General features: G+C 41.7%; 19 protein-coding genes and 1 pseudogene. 10 read left to right on the forward strand and 10 right to left on the reverse strand.

The window, feature by feature from the left end:
• Nucleotides 1-49 precede the first annotated feature (49 nt).
• Nucleotides 50-286 carry an ogr/Delta-like zinc finger family protein gene (locus ACSJJG_RS04680; RefSeq protein ID WP_481088681.1) on the forward strand — a complete coding sequence of 79 codons (237 nt, stop codon included), beginning with the start codon at nucleotides 50-52 and terminating at the stop codon, nucleotides 284-286.
• A 144-nt stretch (nucleotides 287-430) separates the two neighbouring features.
• Here the strand turns inward: ACSJJG_RS04680 and ACSJJG_RS04685 are convergent, their stop codons facing one another.
• Complete coding sequence (locus ACSJJG_RS04685) at nucleotides 431-655, reverse strand: HP1242/YdcH family protein (protein WP_273571746.1); 225 nt, start codon at nucleotides 653-655, stop codon at nucleotides 431-433.
• A 269-nt stretch (nucleotides 656-924) separates the two neighbouring features.
• Here ACSJJG_RS04685 and eco point away from each other — a divergent pair, with 269 nt between their 5' ends.
• From eco to ACSJJG_RS04715, 6 genes are all read left to right on the forward strand, one after another.
• Nucleotides 925-1,401, forward strand: a complete 477-nt coding sequence (gene eco / locus ACSJJG_RS04690) for a serine protease inhibitor ecotin (protein ID WP_481088682.1) — start codon at nucleotides 925-927, stop codon at nucleotides 1,399-1,401.
• Nucleotides 1,402-1,622: 221 nt separating this feature from the next.
• Nucleotides 1,623-2,330, forward strand: a complete 708-nt coding sequence (aqpZ, locus tag ACSJJG_RS04695) for an aquaporin Z (protein WP_481088683.1) — start codon at nucleotides 1,623-1,625, stop codon at nucleotides 2,328-2,330.
• Between the two features lie 222 nt (nucleotides 2,331-2,552).
• Entirely contained in the window at nucleotides 2,553-3,008 is a 456-nt protein-coding gene (locus ACSJJG_RS04700) for a GNAT family N-acetyltransferase (protein WP_481088684.1), read from the forward strand.
• 608 nt (nucleotides 3,009-3,616) lie between these two features.
• On the forward strand, nucleotides 3,617-4,615 hold the full coding sequence (gene pvcA / locus ACSJJG_RS04705; RefSeq protein ID WP_481088685.1) for an L-tyrosine isonitrile synthase: 999 nt from the start codon (nucleotides 3,617-3,619) through the stop codon (nucleotides 4,613-4,615).
• 43 nt (nucleotides 4,616-4,658) lie between these two features.
• Nucleotides 4,659-5,531 (forward strand): tyrosine isonitrile desaturase/decarboxylase, encoded by an 873-nt coding sequence (gene pvcB / locus ACSJJG_RS04710; protein WP_481088686.1) that lies wholly within the window; start codon nucleotides 4,659-4,661, stop codon nucleotides 5,529-5,531.
• A gap of 30 nt (nucleotides 5,532-5,561) precedes the next feature.
• Nucleotides 5,562-6,842, forward strand: coding sequence for a rhabduscin glycosyltransferase (locus ACSJJG_RS04715; protein ID WP_481088687.1), 1,281 nt, complete (start codon nucleotides 5,562-5,564; stop codon nucleotides 6,840-6,842).
• A 66-nt stretch (nucleotides 6,843-6,908) separates the two neighbouring features.
• On the opposite strand, the gene ACSJJG_RS04720 is transcribed toward ACSJJG_RS04715, so the two are convergent.
• Entirely contained in the window at nucleotides 6,909-7,490 is a 582-nt protein-coding gene (locus tag ACSJJG_RS04720; RefSeq protein WP_481088688.1) for a YceI family protein, read from the reverse strand.
• A gap of 21 nt (nucleotides 7,491-7,511) precedes the next feature.
• Nucleotides 7,512-8,066, reverse strand: coding sequence for a cytochrome b (locus ACSJJG_RS04725; protein ID WP_481088689.1), 555 nt, complete (start codon nucleotides 8,064-8,066; stop codon nucleotides 7,512-7,514).
• Between the two features lie 224 nt (nucleotides 8,067-8,290).
• Here ACSJJG_RS04725 and ACSJJG_RS04730 point away from each other — a divergent pair, with 224 nt between their 5' ends.
• The gene (locus tag ACSJJG_RS04730; RefSeq protein WP_481088690.1) at nucleotides 8,291-8,920 is read left to right on the forward strand and encodes a glutathione S-transferase family protein; all 630 of its coding nucleotides are present in this window, start codon (nucleotides 8,291-8,293) and stop codon (nucleotides 8,918-8,920) included.
• A 1,227-nt stretch (nucleotides 8,921-10,147) separates the two neighbouring features.
• Here ACSJJG_RS04730 and ACSJJG_RS04735 read toward each other — a convergent pair.
• Genes ACSJJG_RS04735 through prpB form a run of 4 tightly spaced genes read right to left on the reverse strand, consistent with a single transcriptional unit; the run spans nucleotide 10,148 to nucleotide 15,637 of the window.
• Nucleotides 10,148-12,040, reverse strand: coding sequence for a propionate--CoA ligase (locus tag ACSJJG_RS04735; protein ID WP_481088691.1), 1,893 nt, complete (start codon nucleotides 12,038-12,040; stop codon nucleotides 10,148-10,150).
• A 36-nt stretch (nucleotides 12,041-12,076) separates the two neighbouring features.
• Complete coding sequence (locus tag ACSJJG_RS04740) at nucleotides 12,077-13,528, reverse strand: bifunctional 2-methylcitrate dehydratase/aconitate hydratase (protein ID WP_481088692.1); 1,452 nt, start codon at nucleotides 13,526-13,528, stop codon at nucleotides 12,077-12,079.
• 38 nt (nucleotides 13,529-13,566) lie between these two features.
• A complete protein-coding gene (gene prpC / locus ACSJJG_RS04745; RefSeq protein WP_481088693.1) occupies nucleotides 13,567-14,739 on the reverse strand; it encodes a bifunctional 2-methylcitrate synthase/citrate synthase in 1,173 nt (390 codons plus the stop codon).
• Nucleotides 14,732-15,637, reverse strand: coding sequence for a methylisocitrate lyase (prpB, locus tag ACSJJG_RS04750; protein ID WP_481088694.1), 906 nt, complete (start codon nucleotides 15,635-15,637; stop codon nucleotides 14,732-14,734). The genes prpC and prpB overlap by 8 nt, the downstream gene beginning before the upstream one ends.
• Nucleotides 15,638-15,931: 294 nt before the next feature.
• On the opposite strand from prpB, the pseudogene prpR reads away from it, so the two are divergent.
• Nucleotides 15,932-17,600: pseudogene (gene prpR / locus ACSJJG_RS04755) on the forward strand (propionate catabolism operon regulatory protein PrpR).
• 60 nt (nucleotides 17,601-17,660) lie between these two features.
• Here the strand turns inward: prpR and ACSJJG_RS04760 are convergent.
• The gene (locus ACSJJG_RS04760; protein WP_481088695.1) at nucleotides 17,661-18,629 is read right to left on the reverse strand and encodes a threo-3-hydroxy-L-aspartate ammonia-lyase; all 969 of its coding nucleotides are present in this window, start codon (nucleotides 18,627-18,629) and stop codon (nucleotides 17,661-17,663) included.
• Between the two features lie 178 nt (nucleotides 18,630-18,807).
• Nucleotides 18,808-19,371: a TetR/AcrR family transcriptional regulator gene (locus ACSJJG_RS04765; protein ID WP_189760099.1), complete on the reverse strand. Its 564-nt coding sequence runs from the start codon at nucleotides 19,369-19,371 to the stop codon at nucleotides 18,808-18,810.
• Nucleotides 19,372-19,469: 98 nt separating this feature from the next.
• Here ACSJJG_RS04765 and ACSJJG_RS04770 point away from each other — a divergent pair, with 98 nt between their 5' ends.
• Complete coding sequence (locus ACSJJG_RS04770) at nucleotides 19,470-19,937, forward strand: nuclear transport factor 2 family protein (RefSeq protein ID WP_189760100.1); 468 nt, start codon at nucleotides 19,470-19,472, stop codon at nucleotides 19,935-19,937.
• Nucleotides 19,938-20,075: 138 nt separating this feature from the next.
• Here ACSJJG_RS04770 and ACSJJG_RS04775 read toward each other — a convergent pair whose 3' ends face one another.
• A complete protein-coding gene (locus ACSJJG_RS04775) occupies nucleotides 20,076-20,768 on the reverse strand; it encodes a gp53-like domain-containing protein (protein WP_481088696.1) in 693 nt (230 codons plus the stop codon).
• Nucleotides 20,769-21,270: the final 502 nt, after the last annotated feature.

Here is a 21,270-nt window from a genome sequence, read left to right on the forward strand (position 1 = left end):
TATTTCAAGACAGTTATTTCAAGATAACGATTTCAGAAAGGTGAACAATATGATTAAGTGTCCTCTGTGTGGTCAATCAGCGCATACTCGTAGTAGCTTTGAGCATTCAAGCCAAACAAAGGAGCGCTATAACCAATGTCAGAATATCAATTGTGGAGCAACGTTCGTCAGCCATGAAACCTTTGTCCGTTTCATTTCTAAGCCAGGTGAAGTCCAGAATGTGACGCCACATCCAAGGGCAAAAACCAAGAGACCACTTCGCCAGAAAGCAGCTGCCGTACAATAAATAACGAAAAAATTATTGCTCCAGTTTTTTTGCCACCGTCATGGTGGCTTTTTTTGGATGTTGGATTGACATAGGTTCTCTATCCGAGAACTTCTTGTGACGCCCACTCGTCAACAAAGTAGGCGTCAAAACCATTTAGCTAGTTTATTTCTGGTTCTGATATTGTTCCTGCAAAATCCTTTGCATTTCATCTTTGATGTGTAGTTTTTCTTTTTTCAGGCGCACAACTTTATCGTTGTAACCTGCACCATTTGGGCCTTCAAGTTGGGTTATCTCGTGGTCAAGTCGGTTATGTTTTTCAAACAGGGATTGGAAGCGGGGATGAGACTCTTTCAGGTTGGATACTAAATCACGATATTCTGGAAACATAAAACCTCCTATACGAAATTCACTACCACACTCAATGAGAGTGTAGCAGGTCATTTTAATATCAGATTTGAGAAATATCACATAAAAAAGAACTGGTAGAACCTGTTCGTCTGGTTGGTGATTAATAAAAATTAACATTGATTATGAGTGATAGATTTTTTCTTATCTGATGCCTTTAAGAATCAGTGCTTTGCCAAAAAACATAATTTACCCCAATTTTTTTGTTGTTATTATCTAGTCTCCTTTTTAAACATATTCAGAGGTGATATATGAAAAAATATCTATTTCCTTTAGCTGCATTGATGGTATCGACTTCGGTTTTTGCCGACAAAAAACTGGAAGACATCGCCCCTTATCCTGCGCCTTCTGAGAAAATGGCTCGTAGCGTGATTGAATTGCCTCAGAAAGAACATGAAAACGGCTATATGGTTGAGTTGGTGATTGGCAAGGATATGAAAGTGGATTGTAATCATCACTGGTTTGGCGGTAAGTTGGAGACGAAAACACTGGAAGGTTGGGGATATGACTATTATGTGCTAAATAATGTGACTGGCCCTGCTTCAACAAAAATGGCTTGTCCAAATGAAGAAAAAACAGTGCGTTTTGTTCAGGTTCAGTTAGGTAAGGATGCTTTTGTCCGTTATAACAGTAAATTACCTATCGTAGTATATACGCCAAAATCGTTGACAGTTAAATATCGTATTTGGCAAGCCTCGGATGAGGTAAAGAAAGCAGTTATCAAATAAGTTATTGATTAAATAAATAAACAACCTGAGTTGTTATATTAAACTCAGGTTGTTTAAACATGCATTTTTTCGTTGCTTATTGTTAATTTAACAATAAATCAATTTATATTGGTTTTTTCTTTATTTTTCTGCCTGTGGTTCCTTGCCCATAATTAAAAACACTAACTAAACTGTTTTTGGATTCTTTTGCATTCATGCAAATATCATTGAGGAATCATCGAATGTTTAAAAAATTATCGGCAGAGTTTTTGGGTACTTTTTGGTTGGTGTTTGGTGGATGTGGTAGTGCTGTTTTAGCTGCGGCATTTCCACAGCTGGGGATTGGTTTTGTCGGCGTATCTCTGGCTTTTGGTCTAACTGTGGTAACGATGGCCTATGCTGTAGGGCATATTTCAGGAGGGCATTTTAATCCGGCGGTAACATTGGGATTGTTCGCTGGCGGGCGTATTTCAGCTAAAGATGTTATTCCTTATATTATTGCCCAAGTAATTGGAGGAATTGCGGCAGCCGCGGTACTGTACCTTATCGCCAGCGGTAAAAGTGGTTTTGATGCAACGGCAAGTGGTTTTGCATCTAATGGCTATGGTGAACATTCTCCTGGTGGTTTTTCATTACAAGCTGCAATTATTATTGAATTAGTATTAACCGGTTTTTTCTTGATTGTCATTCTTGGAGCAACAGATAAAAAGGCACCAGCAGGTTTTGCACCATTGGCTATCGGTTTAGCATTGACACTTATTCACTTAATCAGTATTCCCGTCACAAATACATCGGTTAACCCGGCAAGAAGTACTGCGGTTGCTATTTTCCAGGGGACCTGGGCCTTAGAGCAGCTTTGGGTATTTTGGTTGATTCCATTAATTGGTGGTGCTATCGGTGGATTGATATACCGGACACGCTTACAGAAAGATGATTCATCCGTTAATTAATATTTCCTCATTTTGATTAAGCCATGTTATATACCTTGTCTTTCATCTTTTGTTAGCTTTTGCCATCTCACTTCCAGTTGGCTGCTTATACTTATCTATGTCATTATTTTTCCCTCCGCTCGCGGGGGTGAGCATCTTGAAATCCATTGGGTATAGCATGGCTTTTTTTATTCCTTTTTATGGTAGATTTATTCACATTTCAATCTTTTCTTAAAAGGAAAAATGATGGAGCAAAATATAACATGGGAACGAGGTGAATATTGGGTTACAACGGATAAGAGTAAGATGGATATGCATTTCGTTCATAGTGAATTAACGCAATTATTTTGGGCGCGTGGTGTTGAGTTTGATAAAGTCAAAACTGCAATAGAAAATAGTTTATGCTTTGCATTATTTCATCGTGATAAAGCAATTGGATTTGCAAGATTAGTAACTGATTTTTCAATGTTTTCTTATCTTTCGGATGTATTTATTATCGATGACTATCAGAAAAAAGGATTAGGGCGTTGGTTGGTAGAATGTGTTTTACAGCATCCGATTATTCCCCATGTAAAACATGTGATGTTGGTGACTTCTAATGCCGGTTGGCTTTATAAGAAACTGGGATTTTCACCTGTCGTAGAGCAGGATTTTGTATGGACATTAGACAAAACGAAAATCCCCGGGGTTCCTCAATAAGTGTTAAGAAAGCAGGCGGTTCTTATTAGTATTTGGATAATACCGCCTGTGTTATTAGTCAGTAATGCTCATAATTTCATCAATATTCATGCAATTCATCCCAATGATGAATGATTTGCCCAACAATACCATAATCACGGGCTTCTTCTGGGGTTGTTGCCCCCTCGTTTTCGGATTTATTTGTAAATTCGTTATGCATTATTTTTTATTCCGTAATAAATGATGTTGGATATATAAATAATATAGCTTTTAAAAATAATATTTCTTAAGAACTTTGAACTTTATTTTGGTTTTGTAACATCATCAAAAAAATTGAATTAAATTTTTAAAAATTTTAATTTTTTTATGAAATTATAATGCTATATATTTATGTTCATGATTTTTATGGTTGTATAACACATGTAATAAAAAGAGATACAATAAAAAAACTCAGTGTATTTATGGTTGAATTTGGTTGTATATTGTAACTTACATGCTGTAAGTTTTATTCCTGTGTTTTTTTATATATTTAAAAGCATGTGAGCTGATGTTTTATACCCAGCAATATATCTATATTGTCAATTGCATTAATTAGCCGTGATGTAAATGTAATAAATTAGGAATGAATTATGGAACGTCTTGACATAGAAGAAGTGTCTAACAAAATTTTACACGAATTATTGCAGTATCGACGTCGTTTCCCTGAGTCTGAACATACACTTCAATATGAAGAAAAAAAGGTTTCTGAGGTTCAGCTGCCACGTATCCGTGCATTTGTGGAGCAAGGGAAACCTATCGAATGTATTTTACCTGCATTTCCGACAAAATCCCCCAATCCTAGAAAAGTATTGGGTAACATGCCGGATATGGCAGAAAAATTATCACTGATTTTTCTAAATTCCCTTTGTCAGCGTATTCAGCTTTATTATCCACCTGGGGCAAATATTGTTATTTGTTCTGATGGGCATGTTTTTAGTGATCTTATTCTTGTCGATGATGACACAATTACCCATTATCAATTAGAAATTGAAAAATTGTTGCATGAACTGGGCGCTACTCACCTTTCAGTTTTTAATCTTGGTAACGTTAAATCACTAACGCAATATACTAATGATTACGATCAATTGCGTGAATTATTGGTCAGTCGTTATGCCTCTTCAATCGAGGAGATCAAAGAAGAACTTAAAAAAACCGAAGAAGGTGTTCAATTATATCGGGCGATTACTCGTTTTCTTTATGAAGATAGCTTATTGCCGGAATATACAGGTTCAAAAAATGCGTTGCAAAAAGATGCACGCCAGCGCTCGGCTGGGGTTATCCAACGTAGCTGGGCGTGGGGTAATTTGTTGGCAGAACAGTTCCCCTTGGCGATCCGTCTTTCTATTCACCCGCAGCCCGTGGACAGTATCAAAATTGGTATTCATATGATGCCAACCCGCGATGATTGGTTGACGCCGTGGCACGGCGTGGCGGCCAACATTAACGGTCAGTTTGTACTGATGAAAAGTGATGAAGTGAAAAAGATGAATGGAAAGCTGATCGAAATTCGGGGTGTTCCAAGCCATTACTTGATTGAAATGCCATCAGAAGAAAACCCGCAAACAGAATTCCAAACAGCGACAGCATAAGCAGAATAACCACGTGGTATACCGTATTTTAGAGAGAAAAATCATGAATACCTATGAACTTGATTGTCATATTGAGGCGATGAAACCTTTCGGCGTATTGATTACGCCCAATTACCCTGATCAGGATATTACCGCACTGTCAGTTGATGCTTTGCGTGAATTAGCTCGAACTCATCTGCTGGTTGTATTGCGTGGCTTTCAATCCGGTTTTACGGATAAAGAGAAATTGGCGGAATATTCTGGCCGTTGGGGTGAAATCATGATGTGGCCATTTGGTGCGGTATTGGATGTTATGGAGTCTCCGAAACCCTCTGACCATGTTCTGGACAGCGGTAGTGTACCGTTGCATTGGGATGGAATGTATAGGGAGACGATCCCTGAATTTCAGATATTTCATTGTGTATCTGCTCCAAAAGCGGCTCAAGGAGGGCGTACTACGTTTGTCAACACGGAGCAATTAATAACCGATGCTAGTGATGATGAACGTAATGCATGGAAAAATACCACCATTACCTACCGCACAAGCCGAGTGACACATTATGGTGGTGAAGTGATTTCACCGTTGGTTTGCCTTCACCCCGACGGTAAAAAATGGGTGATGCGTTATAATGAGCCGATGGGAAAAAAAGATATGAAGTATGCTGATCATCACTCTTTGGCGATAGATGGCATGTCACACGAAGAGCAGCAATCCTTTGAAGAAGCATTGTATAATCGATTGTATGATCCGCGTTATTTCTACGCCCACCAATGGCAGTCTGGTGACATTGCGATTTGCGATAACTTCACTTTATTACATGGACGTGAAGCTTTTATTTCCCGTTCTCCTCGTCATATTCAACGGGTGCATATCCACGGCGTGCCTGTCTGTAAAAATCACAGCTTCCGCACTATTTCTGTTTCCAGTGCCGATTGAGTAGATATTGCCTTGAAGGAGGTTTGATTAATGTCGCGTATTGTCTTAGCTGCGGTTGCAACGCCTGGTCATGTTTTGCCAATATTCACTATTGCGGAACATTTAATAGGACAGGGACACGATGTCACAATATTCAGTGGTTCCTTGTTCCAACAGCAGGCTGAAGCGTTAGGAGCCACTTTTATTCCTTTCGATAAGCAAGTAGATGTGGATTACCGCTACCTGGAAAAACATTTTCCCGAACGGGCAGAACATCCACCGGGAAATACCCAGATGGCACTATCGCTAAGGAGATTTTTTGTCGAGCCTATTCCGGTGTTATCGAAACAATTGATGCAAGTGATCGAAGAAGGACAAGCTGACCTGCTAATTATCGATAATACCTTTTATTCAGTGCTGCCGTTATTGCAGAAACCGGCTGAAAAACGTATTCCTGTCATTGCGATTGGTGTTTCTCCGTTGCCGTGGTCAGCAAAAGATGCCATATTCTGGGGGGCCCGAATCCCACCTGAATTATTGCCTGCTGATTTAACACGCGAGCAATTGGTTGATGAGGAAACGCACCAATTAATTGAACAGGTCAGGGCCGCATTCAATCAGTCACTTGCTGCCGTGGATTGTCTCCCACTGACAGGAGATCATAATGATGTTTTGATGAGCGGAGTTGATCGTTTCTTACAACTGGCAACTCAGTCATTTGAATTTTCTCGTGATGATTTACCTGAAACGGTGGAGTTTATCGGCTCATTACCGGTGAAAGTGGAAGATGATAAAACGCAAATCAGTTGGCCGGATGAGAGCCAGCCATTGATTCTGGTGACTCAGGGAACACTGGCTAATATTGATTTTAGCCAATTGATATTACCGACATTGCACGCGTTGGCAACGTTGCCAGTTCGGGTATTAGCGATTACCGGTGGCCGCTCTATTGATGTCCTGGGCAACGATCTGCCAGAGAATGCCAGAGTGGTAGAGTATCTCAATTTTGAACACTGGCTTCCAAAAGCATCAATTTTTATTACCAATGGTGGCTATGGTTCACTGAATTCAGCCATTCGTCACGGTGTCCCTTTGGTGGTCGCGGGAACAGGAGATGGTAAGCTGGAAGCCGTCGCTCGCGTTATCTGGTCACGTTGTGGTATCAGTTTGCATACTGATACACCAAGTGAGCAGCAATTATATCAGGCAGTGACAAGGATATTATCCTCCCCGATATGGCGCCAGCAGTCACAGATTATTAAGGCAGATTATGATGCCCATAACGCTTTGGCATCAATAACGCGTCATATTAATGAACTGATTACCCAATAGGTATTTTGAAAGCCGAAGGGGATAAAATAGAACGCGGTACGTTTTTCTTACCGCGTTCTTTTATGATTAGGCTTTTTCTCGCACGCCTTCAACAGAAATGATCAGTTCGACTTCCTGAGATTTTGGTCCCAGATCTTCTTTGATATTAAAGTCTTTTAGTTTGAGTTTGCCGGTCGCCTCAAAACCCGCGCGATATCCTCCCCACGGGTCGTTTCCGGCATTGATCAATTTTGCGTCCAGTGTGACAGGCTTGGTCACACCATTTAATGTGAGATCGCCGGTAATAAAGTAATGTTCACCTTCTTTCTTGACATTCGTTGATGTGAATTTAGCTTCAGGATATTTATTACTGTTTAAAAAGTCCGGTCCACGTAAATGCTTATCTCGTTCGGCATGTTTGGTATCTACACTATCGGTTTTGATAACCACATTCACTTTATCGTTTGCCGGATTTTGCGGATCAAAAGTAAAGTTACCATCGAAATCCTTAAAACCACCATAAAGCCAGCTAAATCCTAAATGCTGAATACGAAATTCAATAAAGGCATGTTGGCCTATTTTATCGAACTTATAATCAGCAGCGAGTGCGCTTCCTGTACTCATAAGCCATCCCCCTACGGTCAGGGCTACTAGCGTCTTTTTCAGCATAATAATTCTCCAAAAGTCATTCTAATTTGGTTTGTAACCAAACATTCTTTTTAGGGTGGTGTCACGATCAATAAAATGATGTTTTAGTGCAGCAAGCCCATGTAATAGGGAGAGCACTACAACAGTCCAGGCAAGATAAAGATGAATAACGCCCGCTGTATCAGCCTGTATGCCTTGACCTGTTAAGGTTGCAGGAATTTCAAACCAGCCAAAAATGCTGATTGGCTGCCCGTCGGCGGTAGAGATAAAATATCCACTAAATAGAATACCAAATAAGGCGATGTAGACAGTGAGTTGCATCAGTTGTGAACTGATGCGTATAAAAAGACTGTAGCTTGCCAAGGGTTTTGGTGGTGGTGAAATAAATCGCCATATTAGCCGAATAATCATAACAATAAATAGTAAACTACCTATACTTTTATGCAGTTCAGGAGCACGATGATACCAGTTATCGTAATAACTTAATGTGACCATCCATAATCCAAGTGCAAACATTCCATAAACAGCGAGTGCTACTAGCCAATGAATTAAAATAGAAATATGGCCAAAGCTGGTGGAAGTGTTTTTGAGTGACATATTATATCCTTATTTTTAATATAAAGATGTTTCTACAATATAGACGAGAGTTTTTAAAGTGTATAGTGAATTGATTTTTTTATTTTGTGTGTTATTTTACTTTTTTATAGAATGTTATTCTAATAATGTAGTATTTTATAATGGATAAACTAATTTACTACTTTAATAGGAAAGTATAATATTTTATGTAATCATACTATTTTATTATTATAGAGAGAAAAACGATGTATATACTATGGATAGCCAATAAAAATTACTCTTCCTGGTCACTGCGTCCGTGGATTTTGCTCAAGGGGCTGGATATTCCTTTTAATGAAAAGCTGAGCTATTTTGAAGATGGCAAAAGCAGCCGTGAAAAATTTCAGGCATTTTCACCTACGGGTTTGGTTCCTTGTTTGATTGATGGAGAAATGACTGTTTGGGATTCTCTGGCAATTATAGAATATATTGCTGAGGATCATGCTCAAGTTTGGCCATCAGATAAAGCAGCCAGAGCATGGGCGAGAAGTGCTGCGTCAGAAATGCATTCTGGTTTTGCGACATTACGCCAGCTTTGCTCGATGGATTGCTCTGCTCGCACTGAGTTGAATGAGATAACTTCTGAATTGCAGTGTGATATTGAACGAATTGATGCACTTTGGGCAGAAGGGCTAACTAGGTTTGGTGGTGAATGGCTGGCGGGAAATAAATTCACGGCTGTCGATGCGTTTTATGCCCCTGTCGCTTTTCGTGTGCAAACCTACGGATTGAAACTTTCCGCAACCAGCCAGAGATGGGTTGATCGTATGTTAAAACATCCTGCAATGGTGGAGTGGGCAGAAGCTGCACTAAAAGAGCCTAAAATAACGAATTGATTCGTATAGATGGCATTTTATATACTCGATAAACTTCAAGTAATCCTCAGATAAGAACGATGTTCTTGCCTTACAAGATGTGGAAACAATTATGGTTGATATGGTGCATAAATATGGGGAAGACATTACTTTGTTGGGATTTTATCAGAGTTTTTACCCAAAAAAAAAGAAAAGTGGGACTTATTGATATAAATAAAAGATTTGTTGAATTACCGCCAGAGTGCTTTGTATATCGTTATTTGATGAGTCAGATGCAATAAAATAGACAGAATTTCTCTCTATACCCTTCAATTGAGTCAATCCATTATAGCTGTTAACATTTGTCTCATTCATGTTAGCAGCTATCTCATCAAATCTAACTGCCATTTCACTTCAAAAAGCAATAAATAAAAGCGTTAATCTATTTGTCTGGAAAAAAAAGCTCCGTGTAGGAACGGAGCTGGAATGGGTAAAAGTAGCTGGGAAAATGTAGTACAAAGGTATGATAACTCTGTGAGATTAAATGCGGATTAAACAAAATACAAGGTTGCATAAAAAACATCTAATCTTAAGAATAATATTGATTTCCCCTTGGATTACCCCACCTTTGAAATTTATCTCCGCAAGAATAGCAGGATTTTTCAAGAGTTATATAGAGAGGAGGGAGAGATAGAAAGAGAGATTCTGGGGCGATTTTGTTTTTGTTTTTTTATTTTGGGTTTCTTTTTTTCGGCAGGGAGTCAGCCATGTCCGTTGGGTATATATAAAACATAAAACAAAAAAAGAAAAAAAAGAAGAAGGAAACACGAAAAAATATCTATTAGATTATTAGTGAGAAGGGGGGAGGAATGTAATATTCATATCTAATGACGGTAGGGGAGAGAGTAGGGAAGGGGGAGAGGAGGAAAATATAAATTAAATATTATACACATGGGGGCTCGGCCCATTTAAAAGATGAGTATGTTTTTTTAGGTTGAGAGGGCAGCGGGCCTCGCGTACATTAAAAGGGAAAATAAAGAAAATGGTGAGAGATATAATAATAAAACAAAAAAAACATTAGAAGGGTGAGTAGGGGGGGAAGGGTATTTTTATAGGTGGTGGTTATTTATCTTATAGTTTAGGCAAGTTGTTTCTGTTTGCGAATACTTGGTATGGCTGATAGAGCATAATGGTGTTTATCAACAGAGCCAACCAAATAATCAGTGATTATCATAGGTTGACCTTCATCCATTTTTTAATGAAAATTGTTTAATGGGAAATTGCATCCCGAATGGCTTCCAATGAAGCGGGATTTTCAATCAGGGCAATATCGCCTGGCACACGTCCTTCACAAATGGCCTGCATGGTACGGCGCAACATTTTTCCTGAACGGGTTTTCGGTAATTGCGTCACAAAATAGACTCGAGCCGGACGTCCAACGCTGCCGATTTTCTTATCTACCAATTCCATTAATGCTTTCTCCAATGTGGCAAAATGGTCAGCACTCTGGATTTCTCGTCCTTCTTTGAGAACAGCAAACGCCACGGCGGCTTGCCCCTTTATTTCGTCCTTGATACCAATGACGGCAACTTCGGCGACATCTTCGTGGCTGGCAATGCACTCTTCAATCTCTCGTGTTCCCAAACGATGGCCGGAAACGTTAATCACATCATCCGAACGTCCCAGAATAAAATAGTAACCATCGCTGTCACGTATCCCCCAGTCAAATGTCGAATAAACTTGCTGGTCAAAGTGACTCCAGTAAGTATTAATGAAACGGGGATCGTCGCCATAGATAGTCTGGATGCAACCCGGAGGCAAAGGGCCTTTGATGACCAGCATTCCTTTTTCATTATCACCACATTTCTGACCAGTCAGTTCGTTGAGCAATTTGACGTTGAAACCGTACATGGGAAAGCCTGTGCTGCCAAAACGGCTTAGCCTGTCATCCAGACTACGTGCAATTGCCATAATGGGCCAGCCTGTTTCAGTCTGCCAGTAGTTATCAATGACGGGCACATTAATAGTTTCGGCAATCCAACGGGCAGTATGTTCATCAAGAGGTTCTCCCGCTAAATAGAGTGTTTCAAGCGATGAGATATCATATTTGGCGATACAATCCGTCGGGTATTTTTTCAGAACGCGGATTGCTGTAGGGGCAGAAAACATTCTGGTGACACGATATTTTTCGACAATTTGCCACCAAATGCCCGCATCCGGGCGTATCGGGAGACCTTCATACAGGATAGTAGCCATGCCGGCGATCAAGGGGGCATAGATAATATAAGAGTGCCCGACAACCCAGCCAATATCCGATGTGCAGAAAAAAATGCCGCCTGCCTTACCACCAAAAATAACGTCCATTGATGTTGCCAGCGCCACGGCATAACCGCCGACATCACGTTGAACCCCTTTCGGGGTTCCGGTTGTACCTGATGTATAGAGCACACAAGAAGTTTCATTGGATTCGAGCCAGGTGACAGGAACTTCCGCATCAAGATGCTGCTGCCGTAGTGTGGCAAAATCTATATCCCTGCCATTGACCCAATTAATATCGGATAGCCCGCGATCTACCATTAAAACATGGCGGGGCGTGTGCTTGGCTAACTCAATGGCTTCATCAAGCAGAGGCTTATAGGGGATGATTTTTCCACCACGTGAACCAGCATCCGCTGAGACGACTAAAACCGGTTCGGCGTTATCCAATCGGGTAGCGAGACTGTGGGAAGCAAAACCGCCAAATACGACTGAATGGACTGCCCCAATACGGGCACAGGCCAGTAAAATAAACAGGGCTTCAGCCACCATTGGCATATAAACAACGATACGATCGCCTTTTTTTACGCCGAGCGACAACATGATGGCGGCGGCTCGATTCACTTCCCGATGTAATTCTTTATAGGTGAAAACTCGCTCGCTATTGGTTTTAGTTTCCGTTGAAATGGCAATTAGTGCTCTGGCATCGGGTTGGCTTTCCAGCCAGCGGTCTAATGCGTTGTAGCAGAGATTAGTTTTTCCCCCACAAAACCAACGGGCAAACGGGGGATGACTATGATCCAGCACCTGTTCAAAAGGCTGTTGCCAGTGTATTCGTTTAGCCTGTTCTGCCCAGAAAGTATCGGGATCATCAATTGAATGCTGATAGAAATCTTGGAATGACATAATCTCTCCTACATTCATCGCTCAAGGGTAGACAAATTATATGACATACAAATCAAGGTACTCGTTTACCGGGATGTTTCTCAATGACATCAGGTCAAGAGATACCGCTAAAATTTTTTGTTGCTGCTCATGCGGGAAGCGACGCGCCAGATTGGTTTTGAATTTCTCCTCTAATAGCGGAATGCCATCTTTGCGGCGACGAGCGTGTCCAAGCGGGAATTCGATTTTAACTTCGTCTAATTGGGGGCCATCGGTGAATGTCAACGTTAGCGCATTGGCGATGGAGCGAGTTTCGGGATCGTGATAATCACGGGTAAAATCGGGGTCTTCGACGCAGACTATTTTTTCCCGCAAGGCGTCAATGCGTGGATCGGCGGCGATATCATCTTCATAATCCGCCGCCGTCAGACGACCAAAAATCAGTGGAATAGCCACCATATACTGAATGCAGTGATCCCTGTCAGCGGGGTTATTCAATGGTCCTTGTTTATCAATGATTCTGATACAGGCTTCGTGAGTGCGTATAGTGACTTGAGCAATATCTTCAATGCCTTTGCCGTGCTTTTTCAGTTGCTGATGCAAGATCATGGCCGCTTCTACCGCAGTTTGTGAATGGAATTCTGCCGGGAAAGCGATTTTGAACAGCACATTTTCCATCACATAAGAACCATAAGGGCGCTGGAATTTGAATGGCTGACCATTGAACAGGACGTCATAAAATCCCCAGGTTTTGGTCGTTAATACAGACGGATAGCCCATTTCACCTGTTTGGGCTATCAAAGCCAGACGTACGGCACGGGAGGTTGCATCTCCCGCAGCCCAGGATTTACGAGAGCCAGTATTGGGGGCATGGCGATAAGTTCTTAAGGATTGTCCGTCAACCCAGGCTAATGAAACCGCACTTAATATTTCTTCTCGTTTCAGCCCTAGCATTTGGGCAACAACCGCCGTGGAAGCCACTTTGACTAAAACGACATGATCCAATCCGACTTTATTGAAAGCATTTTCCAATGCCAGACAGCCTTGAATTTCATGCGCCTTAATCATCGCTGTCAGAATATCCCACATGATGAGTGGTTTTTCTCCGCGGGCAAGCGCATTTCTTGACAACCAGTCGGCGGTGGCAAGTATTCCGCCAAGATTATCAGAAGGATGTCCCCATTCGGCCGCCAGCCAGGTGTCATTGAAATCAAGCCAGCGAATCATGGCACCAATGTTGAATGCAGCCTGAACAGGATCGAGCTGGAATTGCGTTCCTGGTACACGTGCGCCATTAAGCACCGTTGTGCCCGGCGCAATTGGCCCTAATAATTTTGTACAGGCGGGATATTCCAGCGCTTCCAGTCCACAACCCAAAGTATCTATCAGGCAGTGGTGGGCTGTAGCGTAAGCAATTGGGGATGTTATGGTGTAGTCCATGACATAATCCACAATATCTACAATCACCTGATCGTAATCAGGGCGGTTGTTAACAACAGAGGTAGACATAATTAATCCTTAAGTCGTGTTATTTGTAAATCAGATTATTAACGTTGTTCAATTGGTATAAATGCCAAATTTTCAGGGCCAATATAGTTAGCTGATGGACGAATAATTTTGTTATCAATACGTTGTTCAATAATGTGGGCGGCCCAACCAGAAGTACGGGCAATCACAAACAGCGGGGTAAACATGGCAGTAGGGACTCCCATCATGTGATAGGACACCGCAGAGAACCAATCGAGATTCGGGAACATTTTTTTGTTATCCCACATCATGGATTCAATCCGATCAGCAATGTCATACATCTGAGTCGTACCTGCTTCCTGAGACAGTTGCCGGGAAATTTCTTTAATCACTTTATGGCGGGGATCGGAAACGGTATAAACCGGATGACCAAAACCCATGATGACTTCTTTTCTCTCCAAACGGGCCAGAATATCGGCCTCGGCTTGCGCGGGAGTGTCATAACGTTGCTGGATTTCAAATGAAACTTCATTGGCCCCACCATGTTTTGGTCCACGCAGGGCACCAATCCCCCCGATAATGGCAGAGTAAATATCCGATCCCGTGCCCGCAATCACTCGGCTGGTAAAGGTAGAAGCATTAAATTCATGCTCGGCGTACAGGATCAGGGAAGTTTGCATGGCTTTTTCCCATGATCCCCGTGGTTTTTGACCACGCAAGAGATGGAGAAAGTGTCCGCCAATGGAATCATCATCGGTTTCAACTTCAATGCGGCGGCCATTATGGCTGTAGTGATACCAATAAAGCAGTATTGAACTGAGCGAGGCGAGTAAGCGATCAGCAATATCGCGGGCACCAGCCAGGTTGTGATCTTCTTTTTCTGGCAACGTACAACCCAGTACAGAAACGCCGGTACGCATGACATCCATAGGATGTGCCACCGCAGGCAATGCTTCTAAGGCGGCTTTGACACTGCTGGGCAGGCCACGCAAGGATTTCAATTTGTTTTTGTAGGACGTTAATTCTGCGCGGGAGGGAAGCTTGTCGTGGATGAGAAGATAAGCGACCTCTTCAAATTCACAATGGGCGGCCAAATCGAGAATATCATAGCCACGGTAATGTAATTCATTGCCATTTTTGCCAACGGTACAGAGCGCCGTATTGCCTGCTGTAACACCGGACAGTGCAACTGATTTTTTGGGTTTGATTGGTGTAGATTCAGAAACTCCCGCTGTCGTATTCTGCTTACTCATGAGTATCACCTCTGCTATTTTTCTGGGAAAACAGGGCATCCAGTTTTCGTTCAAAATCGTAGTAGTTGATGCTTTCATAAAGTTCATTACGGGTTTGCATCATATTGATGACATTTTTCTGGGTGCCATCTCGACGCAAAGTGGTATAGACCTGTTCGGCCGCCTTATTCATAGCCCGAAATGCCGATAGAGGGTAAAGGGCAATGGCGACGTTTACGCTCCTTAATTCTTCGATTGTAAAGAGCGGCGTGGCACCGAACTCGGTAATATTCGCTAAAACAGGAACCTGCGTTTTGGATGCGAATTCCTGATACATAGGCAGCTCTGTGATTGCTTCAGGGAACAGCATATCGGCGCCAGCTGCGATATAAGCTGCGGCCCTGTCCAGTGCTGCATCTAACCCTTCTACGGCCAGTGCGTCCGTGCGGGCCATAATGACAAAATTCTCATCGGTGCGGGCATCAACGGCAGCCTTGATACGGTCTACCATCTCCTGTCTGGAAACAATTTCTTTATTTGGACGATGGCCACAACGTTTAGCACCGACCTGATCTTCAATATGGACACCAGCAGCCCCTGCTTTAATAATAGAACGAATTGTGCGGGAGACATTAAACGCTGAGGAACCGAATCCAATATCGGCATCGACAAGCAGCGGTAAGTCACAGACATCAGTAATGCGGCGGACATCAATCAACACATCATCCAGCGTAGAGATCCCCAGATCGGGTAGCCCCAGCGAACCCGCAGAAACCCCACCGCCTGAAAGGTAAATCGCCTTGTAGCCTGCCCGTTTTGCCATCAATGCATGGTTTGCATTGATGGTTCCGACGACTTGTAGCGGAGATTCGTCCTCTATTGCCTGACGAAAAGCTAAACCAGCGGAAGAAAATGCCATATACAACCCCATTGTTACTAAAATGAAACTGATTTGTGTTTGATTGTTACGATGGAAATATTTATAGCAAGGTTTATGCCAATACTTTAAAAGCGGGAAGGTGAACCAGTAGGGATATAACAATCGTATTGTTTTTATTATCTAAATTAATTTTGGGGATAGGTTTTAGTTGATGAGTGGTTACTGTTTAGCTATTGGCTATAATGTATATTTGTTTCATCTTGAATCAATTAGGTTTCATTTTTGTTTCATATTTTGGCGGTGAAACCGTATACAAGAAATGGGGGAGGAGATATGGCATCAGCACACTCAGGGGAACGTGATAACAACAAACCAGTGATCTGGACAGTCTCCGTTTCCAGGCTGTTTGATCTTTTTCGTGATATTACACCGGAATTTGATCATCAAGCTGATATCACACCGATTCAGTTGGGTTTTGAACGTGCGGTTCAACATATTCGCAAACGGCTAGAAACCGAGCATTGTGATGCTGTGATTTGCGCAGGGTCTAATGGAGCCTATTTAAAAAGCCGTTTATCCGTCCCGATGATTATTGCTAAAGCCAGCGGATTTGATGTTATGCAGGCATTGGCTCGTGCCCGACAAATCAGTTCCCGAATTGGTGTTATTACCTACCAGAATACTTTGCCTGCATTAGAAGAATTTCAGCAGCGTTTCAATTTGCGCATTGAACAACGCAGTTATGTCACAGAGGAAGATGCCAGGGCGCAGGTCAATGCCTTGAAAGCGATGGGCATCAAAGTGATTGTCGGGGCAGGATTGATTACCGATCTTGCTTATGAAGCTGAGTTAGTGGGGGTTTTTGTCTATTCAGCGGATTCGATTCGACAGGCATTTCGGGATGCTTTGGAGATGGCCCGAATGAGCAAACTGAATCAGGCAGTGATTTCTCCTTATCCTACCGAAGATAAACTACGCACACGGCACACAATCAACGATATCAGAGGCCACTCTGTTGCGGTAGAACAGGTGCGCAATACAATTATGCTGTACTCCCGTTCAACGGCAACAGTTTTAATTCAGGGAGAAAGTGGTACGGGAAAAGAGTTGGTGGCACAGGCTATTCATCATGAATATACCTTGCGGTATGGGCAGCTCGCGGGTAAGCATCCACGGCCGTTTGTGGCGGTTAACTGTGGCGCGATTACCGAGTCTTTGCTGGAGGCTGAACTGTTTGGCTATGAAGAAGGCGCTTTCACTGGTTCACGACGTGGCGGACGTGCGGGATTATTTGAAATTGCACATAGAGGGACGTTATTTCTGGATGAAATCGGTGAAATGCCGTTGCCTTTGCAAACGCGGTTATTAAGGGTCTTGGAAGAAAAATCGGTTGTCAGGGTGGGTGGATATCGTCCGATTGCTGTCGAGGTGCGGATCATCTGTGCGACGCATTGTGATTTGGATACCTGGGTCAGGGAAGGGCGTTTTCGGGCAGATTTGTTCTACCGTTTGAGTGTATTACGGATCAACATACCTGCATTGAGGGAGAGGGGAGATGATATTGGTTTGTTGGCGATAGAGTACTTACAACGGGCTTTTGCGGTACTCAACTTACCCGTTTCTGCATTGAGAATACAGGAGCTCGCTGGGTGTCATGACGTGTTGCACGTCTATCATTGGCCGGGCAATGTGCGTGAACTACGTAACTTAATGGAACGGATAGCGCTCTATTTAAGTGCTCATCCAGAACAGGCGTTAACCTCTGCATTGATATTATCACTTTCACCTGAGCGCCAGATTGGCACCAATACCATTAGCAGCATGAAACTCTCAGATTGCGTCCCCTCCTTTTATTGAAAACACGCCTTCATTACATGGTATTTCATTACATGGTATTGTGGCGAGATTCTCAGGTAATCGGCGTGCGGCAGCGGAATATCTGGGAATTAGCCGCACGACATTATGGCGGAAGTTAAAGAAGGAGCAGGAAAAAGTTAAGTAGAAACATTTTCCACGTTTTTATAATAATCGGGTATTTTAATTGTTAGACAATGAATGCTTATTAGATCTTGTTTGCTAACAAATGTGCATATCGTTTTATATCAATATTTCCGCCACTCAAGATAATTCCGATACGTTGCCCTTGCAATTGTTCCCGCATTGCTTTTGCCGCAGCAAATCCCAAACAACCGGTAGGCTCGACAAGGGTTTTCATTCGCTCTGCCAAAAAGTACATGGCATCAATTAATTGATCATCTGACGCAGTAAGAATATCTTTGACAAGGTGGCGAATGATGGCAAAAGTGTGTTGTCCCAAGTGCTGTGTTTGAGCGCCATCTGCAATGGTTTTTGGGGTATCTATATGAACTATTTCACCTTTTTTAAAAGATTGCTGACCGTCATTACCGGCTGCTGGCTCGACACCAAAAACCTGACATGTAGGGGATAAGTGGGCAGCGGCAAGCGCAGAGCCAGATAATAAACCACCACCGCCAAGAGGTATAAACAGAGCATCCAACTCACCGATTTCTTCAAATAGCTCCTTAGCTGCGGTGCCTTGACCAGCAATGATATGTGGATGATCGAAAGGTGGAATGAGTGTCATACCGTGTTTTTCCGCCAGTTGCTGGCCGATTTCTTCGCGATCTTCAGTATATCTGTCATAAAAAACGACTTTACCACCATAACCTTTTGTTGCTGTTATCTTAGCCTGGGGAGCATCGTGTGGCATGACAATGGTGGCTGAAATATTCAGTAATTTAGCTGCCAGCGCAATTGCCTGTGCATGATTGCCTGATGAAAAAGCAATAACCCCTGCTTTTTTCTGTTCAACATTAAACTGGGATAGAGCATTCATGGCTCCGCGGAATTTGAATGCCCCCATTTTTTGATAGTTTTCACACTTGAAATAGACTTGAGCGTCAAAGAGTGTATTGACAGTTGTTGACGTGAATACAGGAGTCTTATTGATATAGGGTTTAATACGAGAATGTGCTGCATGGATATGATTATAATCGAGAATAAACTTCATTACTTTAGTCTCCTTTGCCCGGTAACGTATCCCATTAATATTATTGAATACAAATGAATATAAATGTTTATTCGATATAAAAAGTGTCAATGCGATTGCTTTATTGGTAGTGAATTTTTCGAATAAAATAATGATGGCTTCCTTCGATCACTACACTACCAACATAGTTATTCCGTAATTATTCAGACATAGCAATATCTGATAAGCACTCCTGCAACAGTGATAAAACTTCATCACTGTACTCAGTGCGTTGCATCATAACGATGGCACCTTCGACAAGTAAAGCAAATTTCTGCGCCAGACGTTTTCCGTTAAACTCAGGGGGTAGAGAAGACGCAATTACCTGTTCCATTTGCTTTTTATGCTCCTGAATAAGAGGAATAACTTGTGGTTGCTCCTTTCCTATTTCGATGACTGTGTTGATGAATGCACAGCCTCTGAATTCATCAGAGTTGAACCACTCAGCTAATGTTTCTGTCAGAGCTTTAGTCGGTGAACTATAACGGTTTATGTTGGCTTGGAGAGATCCTTTAAACCACTGAATCCACTGTTCATGGCGATAATCAAGAAAGGCCAGTATCAGGTCATTTTTGGATGGAAAATGGCGATAGAACGTCACTTTCGTTACTTCAGATTCCTTGATGATGCGGTCAATGCCTGTAGCTCGTATACCATCACGATAAAACAACATATGGGCTGTTTTTAGTATACGGTCACGCGCTTTGGATACTTTTTCACTCATAATCCTTTTTCTCCTCATGCAATTATTTATGTAGACAACTCCGTCTACTTAATCTATCGTATGTGGACAGATCTGTCTACATACGATAGGGGAATATTATGGAAATCAAGCAACCTGTACCTCCGTTTACAGTTGAAACTGCAAAGCTGAAAGTCCGTCTGGCAGAAGACGCTTGGAACACCCGGAACCCAGAGAAGGTTTCGCAGGTGTATACAAAAGATACCTTCTGGCGTAACCGAACTGAGTTCGTGGAGGGGCGTGAAGCCGTTGTCGATTTTTTAACACACAAATGGAATCGAGAGATTGATTACCGTCTTATCAAAGAATTATGGGCATTTGATGCAAATCGTATTGCTGTACGTTTTGCCTATGAGTGGCATGATGATTCAGGTAATTGGTTCCGTAGTTTCGGTAATGAAAACTGGGAATTTAATGAGCAAGGTTTAATGACACGTCGTTTCGCATGTATCAATGATATGCCAATTAAGGAAACGGAAAGGCTTTTTTACTGGCCATTGGGACGTCGCCCTAATGAACATAAGGGATTAAGTGAATATGGTTTATAAAATAATAAAATTTTGTGCAAGGTAAGAAATTATCAAAATGACGTTTCCCAATAGGCATTGAGCAAGACATACAGGGGCGGATTGACTGCCCCTGATCTCCAGAGTTGGATGTTTCAGATTGAGTTGTGACTAATACAATTAATATCCGATAGCGATATATTGTATTTGTAAACTTGACCCGTTTCCAAATGAGTTATGAACAACAATTAAGAATTCTTTTTTTGATCTAATTTCAAGATATATGCCTTGTCCCCATTGCTCTCCTTTGACATAATTACCCGTTACAACAAAGCACTTATTATTAAATGGAATTGGAAATTTTCGTAAGTCCGTATTGCTTATTCCACCATTCACAATTCCCCATTGAATTATTAGGCCACCAGGGAGCTTCTGATAACCCGATTCACTAAGCTTTGATTCAAAACTGTTCATATCTGGTATCTGGTTTGGCCCATTTCCTACAGTCCTATAAACCAATTCGGATAAGCCAAGATTCTTTACAAATGCTGCCTTATCAAGAATATCTGCACCGTTTTGATCCTTAGACAAGCGAGTATTGGCATTCTCATTTGCATTACTGGCATTTTGATTAGCGGTATTCGCTAAATCGTATGCTATTTTTACTGCTTTTGGTGTTGCAGCATTAGTTTCGCTATCACTACTCACGTCATTGCTTAGGGTAACAAATCCTTTGTCTTGCAGTGTTGCATAAGGATGATTCCGGCTTTGAGCGTGATTTTGAATTAAGTCTTTTACATACTTCTGAGTTGGTACTATAAAAAATTCATCTTCTAAGGTTGGTGTATTAGGTTGGTTATATTTAGTGTTCATATTTACTCCCTTGTTTAATTAATAAGTTCGTTGCTAAGTAACATGAATGTAGAGGGTTATTTCTTCACCTGTGAACATCAATAAAATAAATTAATAAATATTGGAGGATAAGTCTTGACTCAGATCAGTTAGAAAATTGCATATGTTTCGATGGGAGGATGGCATAAAAAATCAGTTAATAATTAATAAAGTTTATTTTTATTCTGATAAGAATGTATAAATAAGGTGCTTTTATTGCCTGTTTGTAAAAATTCTCTCGTATATACGCACTAAACTTCAAATTGCAATTTACAACACTAAATCATACGCATCTTAAAGTTAGATTGGTATACAATCAAAATATTCAAATATTATTACGAATTAACATATTTTCAGATCTGAAAAATTGCCAGATGGAAAATACACAAAGAGTTGGCGGCTCGGAACCAGATAGCATAGGTATATTTTTGGATGGAGAAAAAGACCGCTAACTATTCGATTCTCGCTATATGCAAGAATCAAT

This window comes from Xenorhabdus sp. SGI 60, assembly GCF_056632175.1.

What these genes read in the sequence shown, in the direction of transcription:
- ACSJJG_RS04680 (WP_481088681.1), top strand. Translation starts at nt 50, where the DNA reads ATGATTAAGTGTCCTCTGTGTGGTCAATCAGCGCATACTCGTAGTAGC.
- ACSJJG_RS04685 (WP_273571746.1), bottom strand. Translation starts at nt 655, where the DNA reads ATGTTTCCAGAATATCGTGATTTAGTATCCAACCTGAAAGAGTCTCAT.
- eco (WP_481088682.1), top strand. Translation starts at nt 925, where the DNA reads ATGAAAAAATATCTATTTCCTTTAGCTGCATTGATGGTATCGACTTCG.
- aqpZ (WP_481088683.1), top strand. Translation starts at nt 1,623, where the DNA reads ATGTTTAAAAAATTATCGGCAGAGTTTTTGGGTACTTTTTGGTTGGTG.
- ACSJJG_RS04700 (WP_481088684.1), top strand. Translation starts at nt 2,553, where the DNA reads ATGATGGAGCAAAATATAACATGGGAACGAGGTGAATATTGGGTTACA.
- pvcA (WP_481088685.1), top strand. Translation starts at nt 3,617, where the DNA reads ATGGAACGTCTTGACATAGAAGAAGTGTCTAACAAAATTTTACACGAA.
- pvcB (WP_481088686.1), top strand. Translation starts at nt 4,659, where the DNA reads ATGAATACCTATGAACTTGATTGTCATATTGAGGCGATGAAACCTTTC.
- ACSJJG_RS04715 (WP_481088687.1), top strand. Translation starts at nt 5,562, where the DNA reads ATGTCGCGTATTGTCTTAGCTGCGGTTGCAACGCCTGGTCATGTTTTG.
- ACSJJG_RS04720 (WP_481088688.1), bottom strand. Translation starts at nt 7,490, where the DNA reads ATGCTGAAAAAGACGCTAGTAGCCCTGACCGTAGGGGGATGGCTTATG.
- ACSJJG_RS04725 (WP_481088689.1), bottom strand. Translation starts at nt 8,066, where the DNA reads ATGTCACTCAAAAACACTTCCACCAGCTTTGGCCATATTTCTATTTTA.
- ACSJJG_RS04730 (WP_481088690.1), top strand. Translation starts at nt 8,291, where the DNA reads ATGTATATACTATGGATAGCCAATAAAAATTACTCTTCCTGGTCACTG.
- ACSJJG_RS04735 (WP_481088691.1), bottom strand. Translation starts at nt 12,040, where the DNA reads ATGTCATTCCAAGATTTCTATCAGCATTCAATTGATGATCCCGATACT.
- ACSJJG_RS04740 (WP_481088692.1), bottom strand. Translation starts at nt 13,528, where the DNA reads ATGTCTACCTCTGTTGTTAACAACCGCCCTGATTACGATCAGGTGATT.
- prpC (WP_481088693.1), bottom strand. Translation starts at nt 14,739, where the DNA reads ATGAGTAAGCAGAATACGACAGCGGGAGTTTCTGAATCTACACCAATC.
- prpB (WP_481088694.1), bottom strand. Translation starts at nt 15,637, where the DNA reads ATGGCATTTTCTTCCGCTGGTTTAGCTTTTCGTCAGGCAATAGAGGAC.
- ACSJJG_RS04760 (WP_481088695.1), bottom strand. Translation starts at nt 18,629, where the DNA reads ATGAAGTTTATTCTCGATTATAATCATATCCATGCAGCACATTCTCGT.
- ACSJJG_RS04765 (WP_189760099.1), bottom strand. Translation starts at nt 19,371, where the DNA reads ATGAGTGAAAAAGTATCCAAAGCGCGTGACCGTATACTAAAAACAGCC.
- ACSJJG_RS04770 (WP_189760100.1), top strand. Translation starts at nt 19,470, where the DNA reads ATGGAAATCAAGCAACCTGTACCTCCGTTTACAGTTGAAACTGCAAAG.
- ACSJJG_RS04775 (WP_481088696.1), bottom strand. Translation starts at nt 20,768, where the DNA reads ATGAACACTAAATATAACCAACCTAATACACCAACCTTAGAAGATGAA.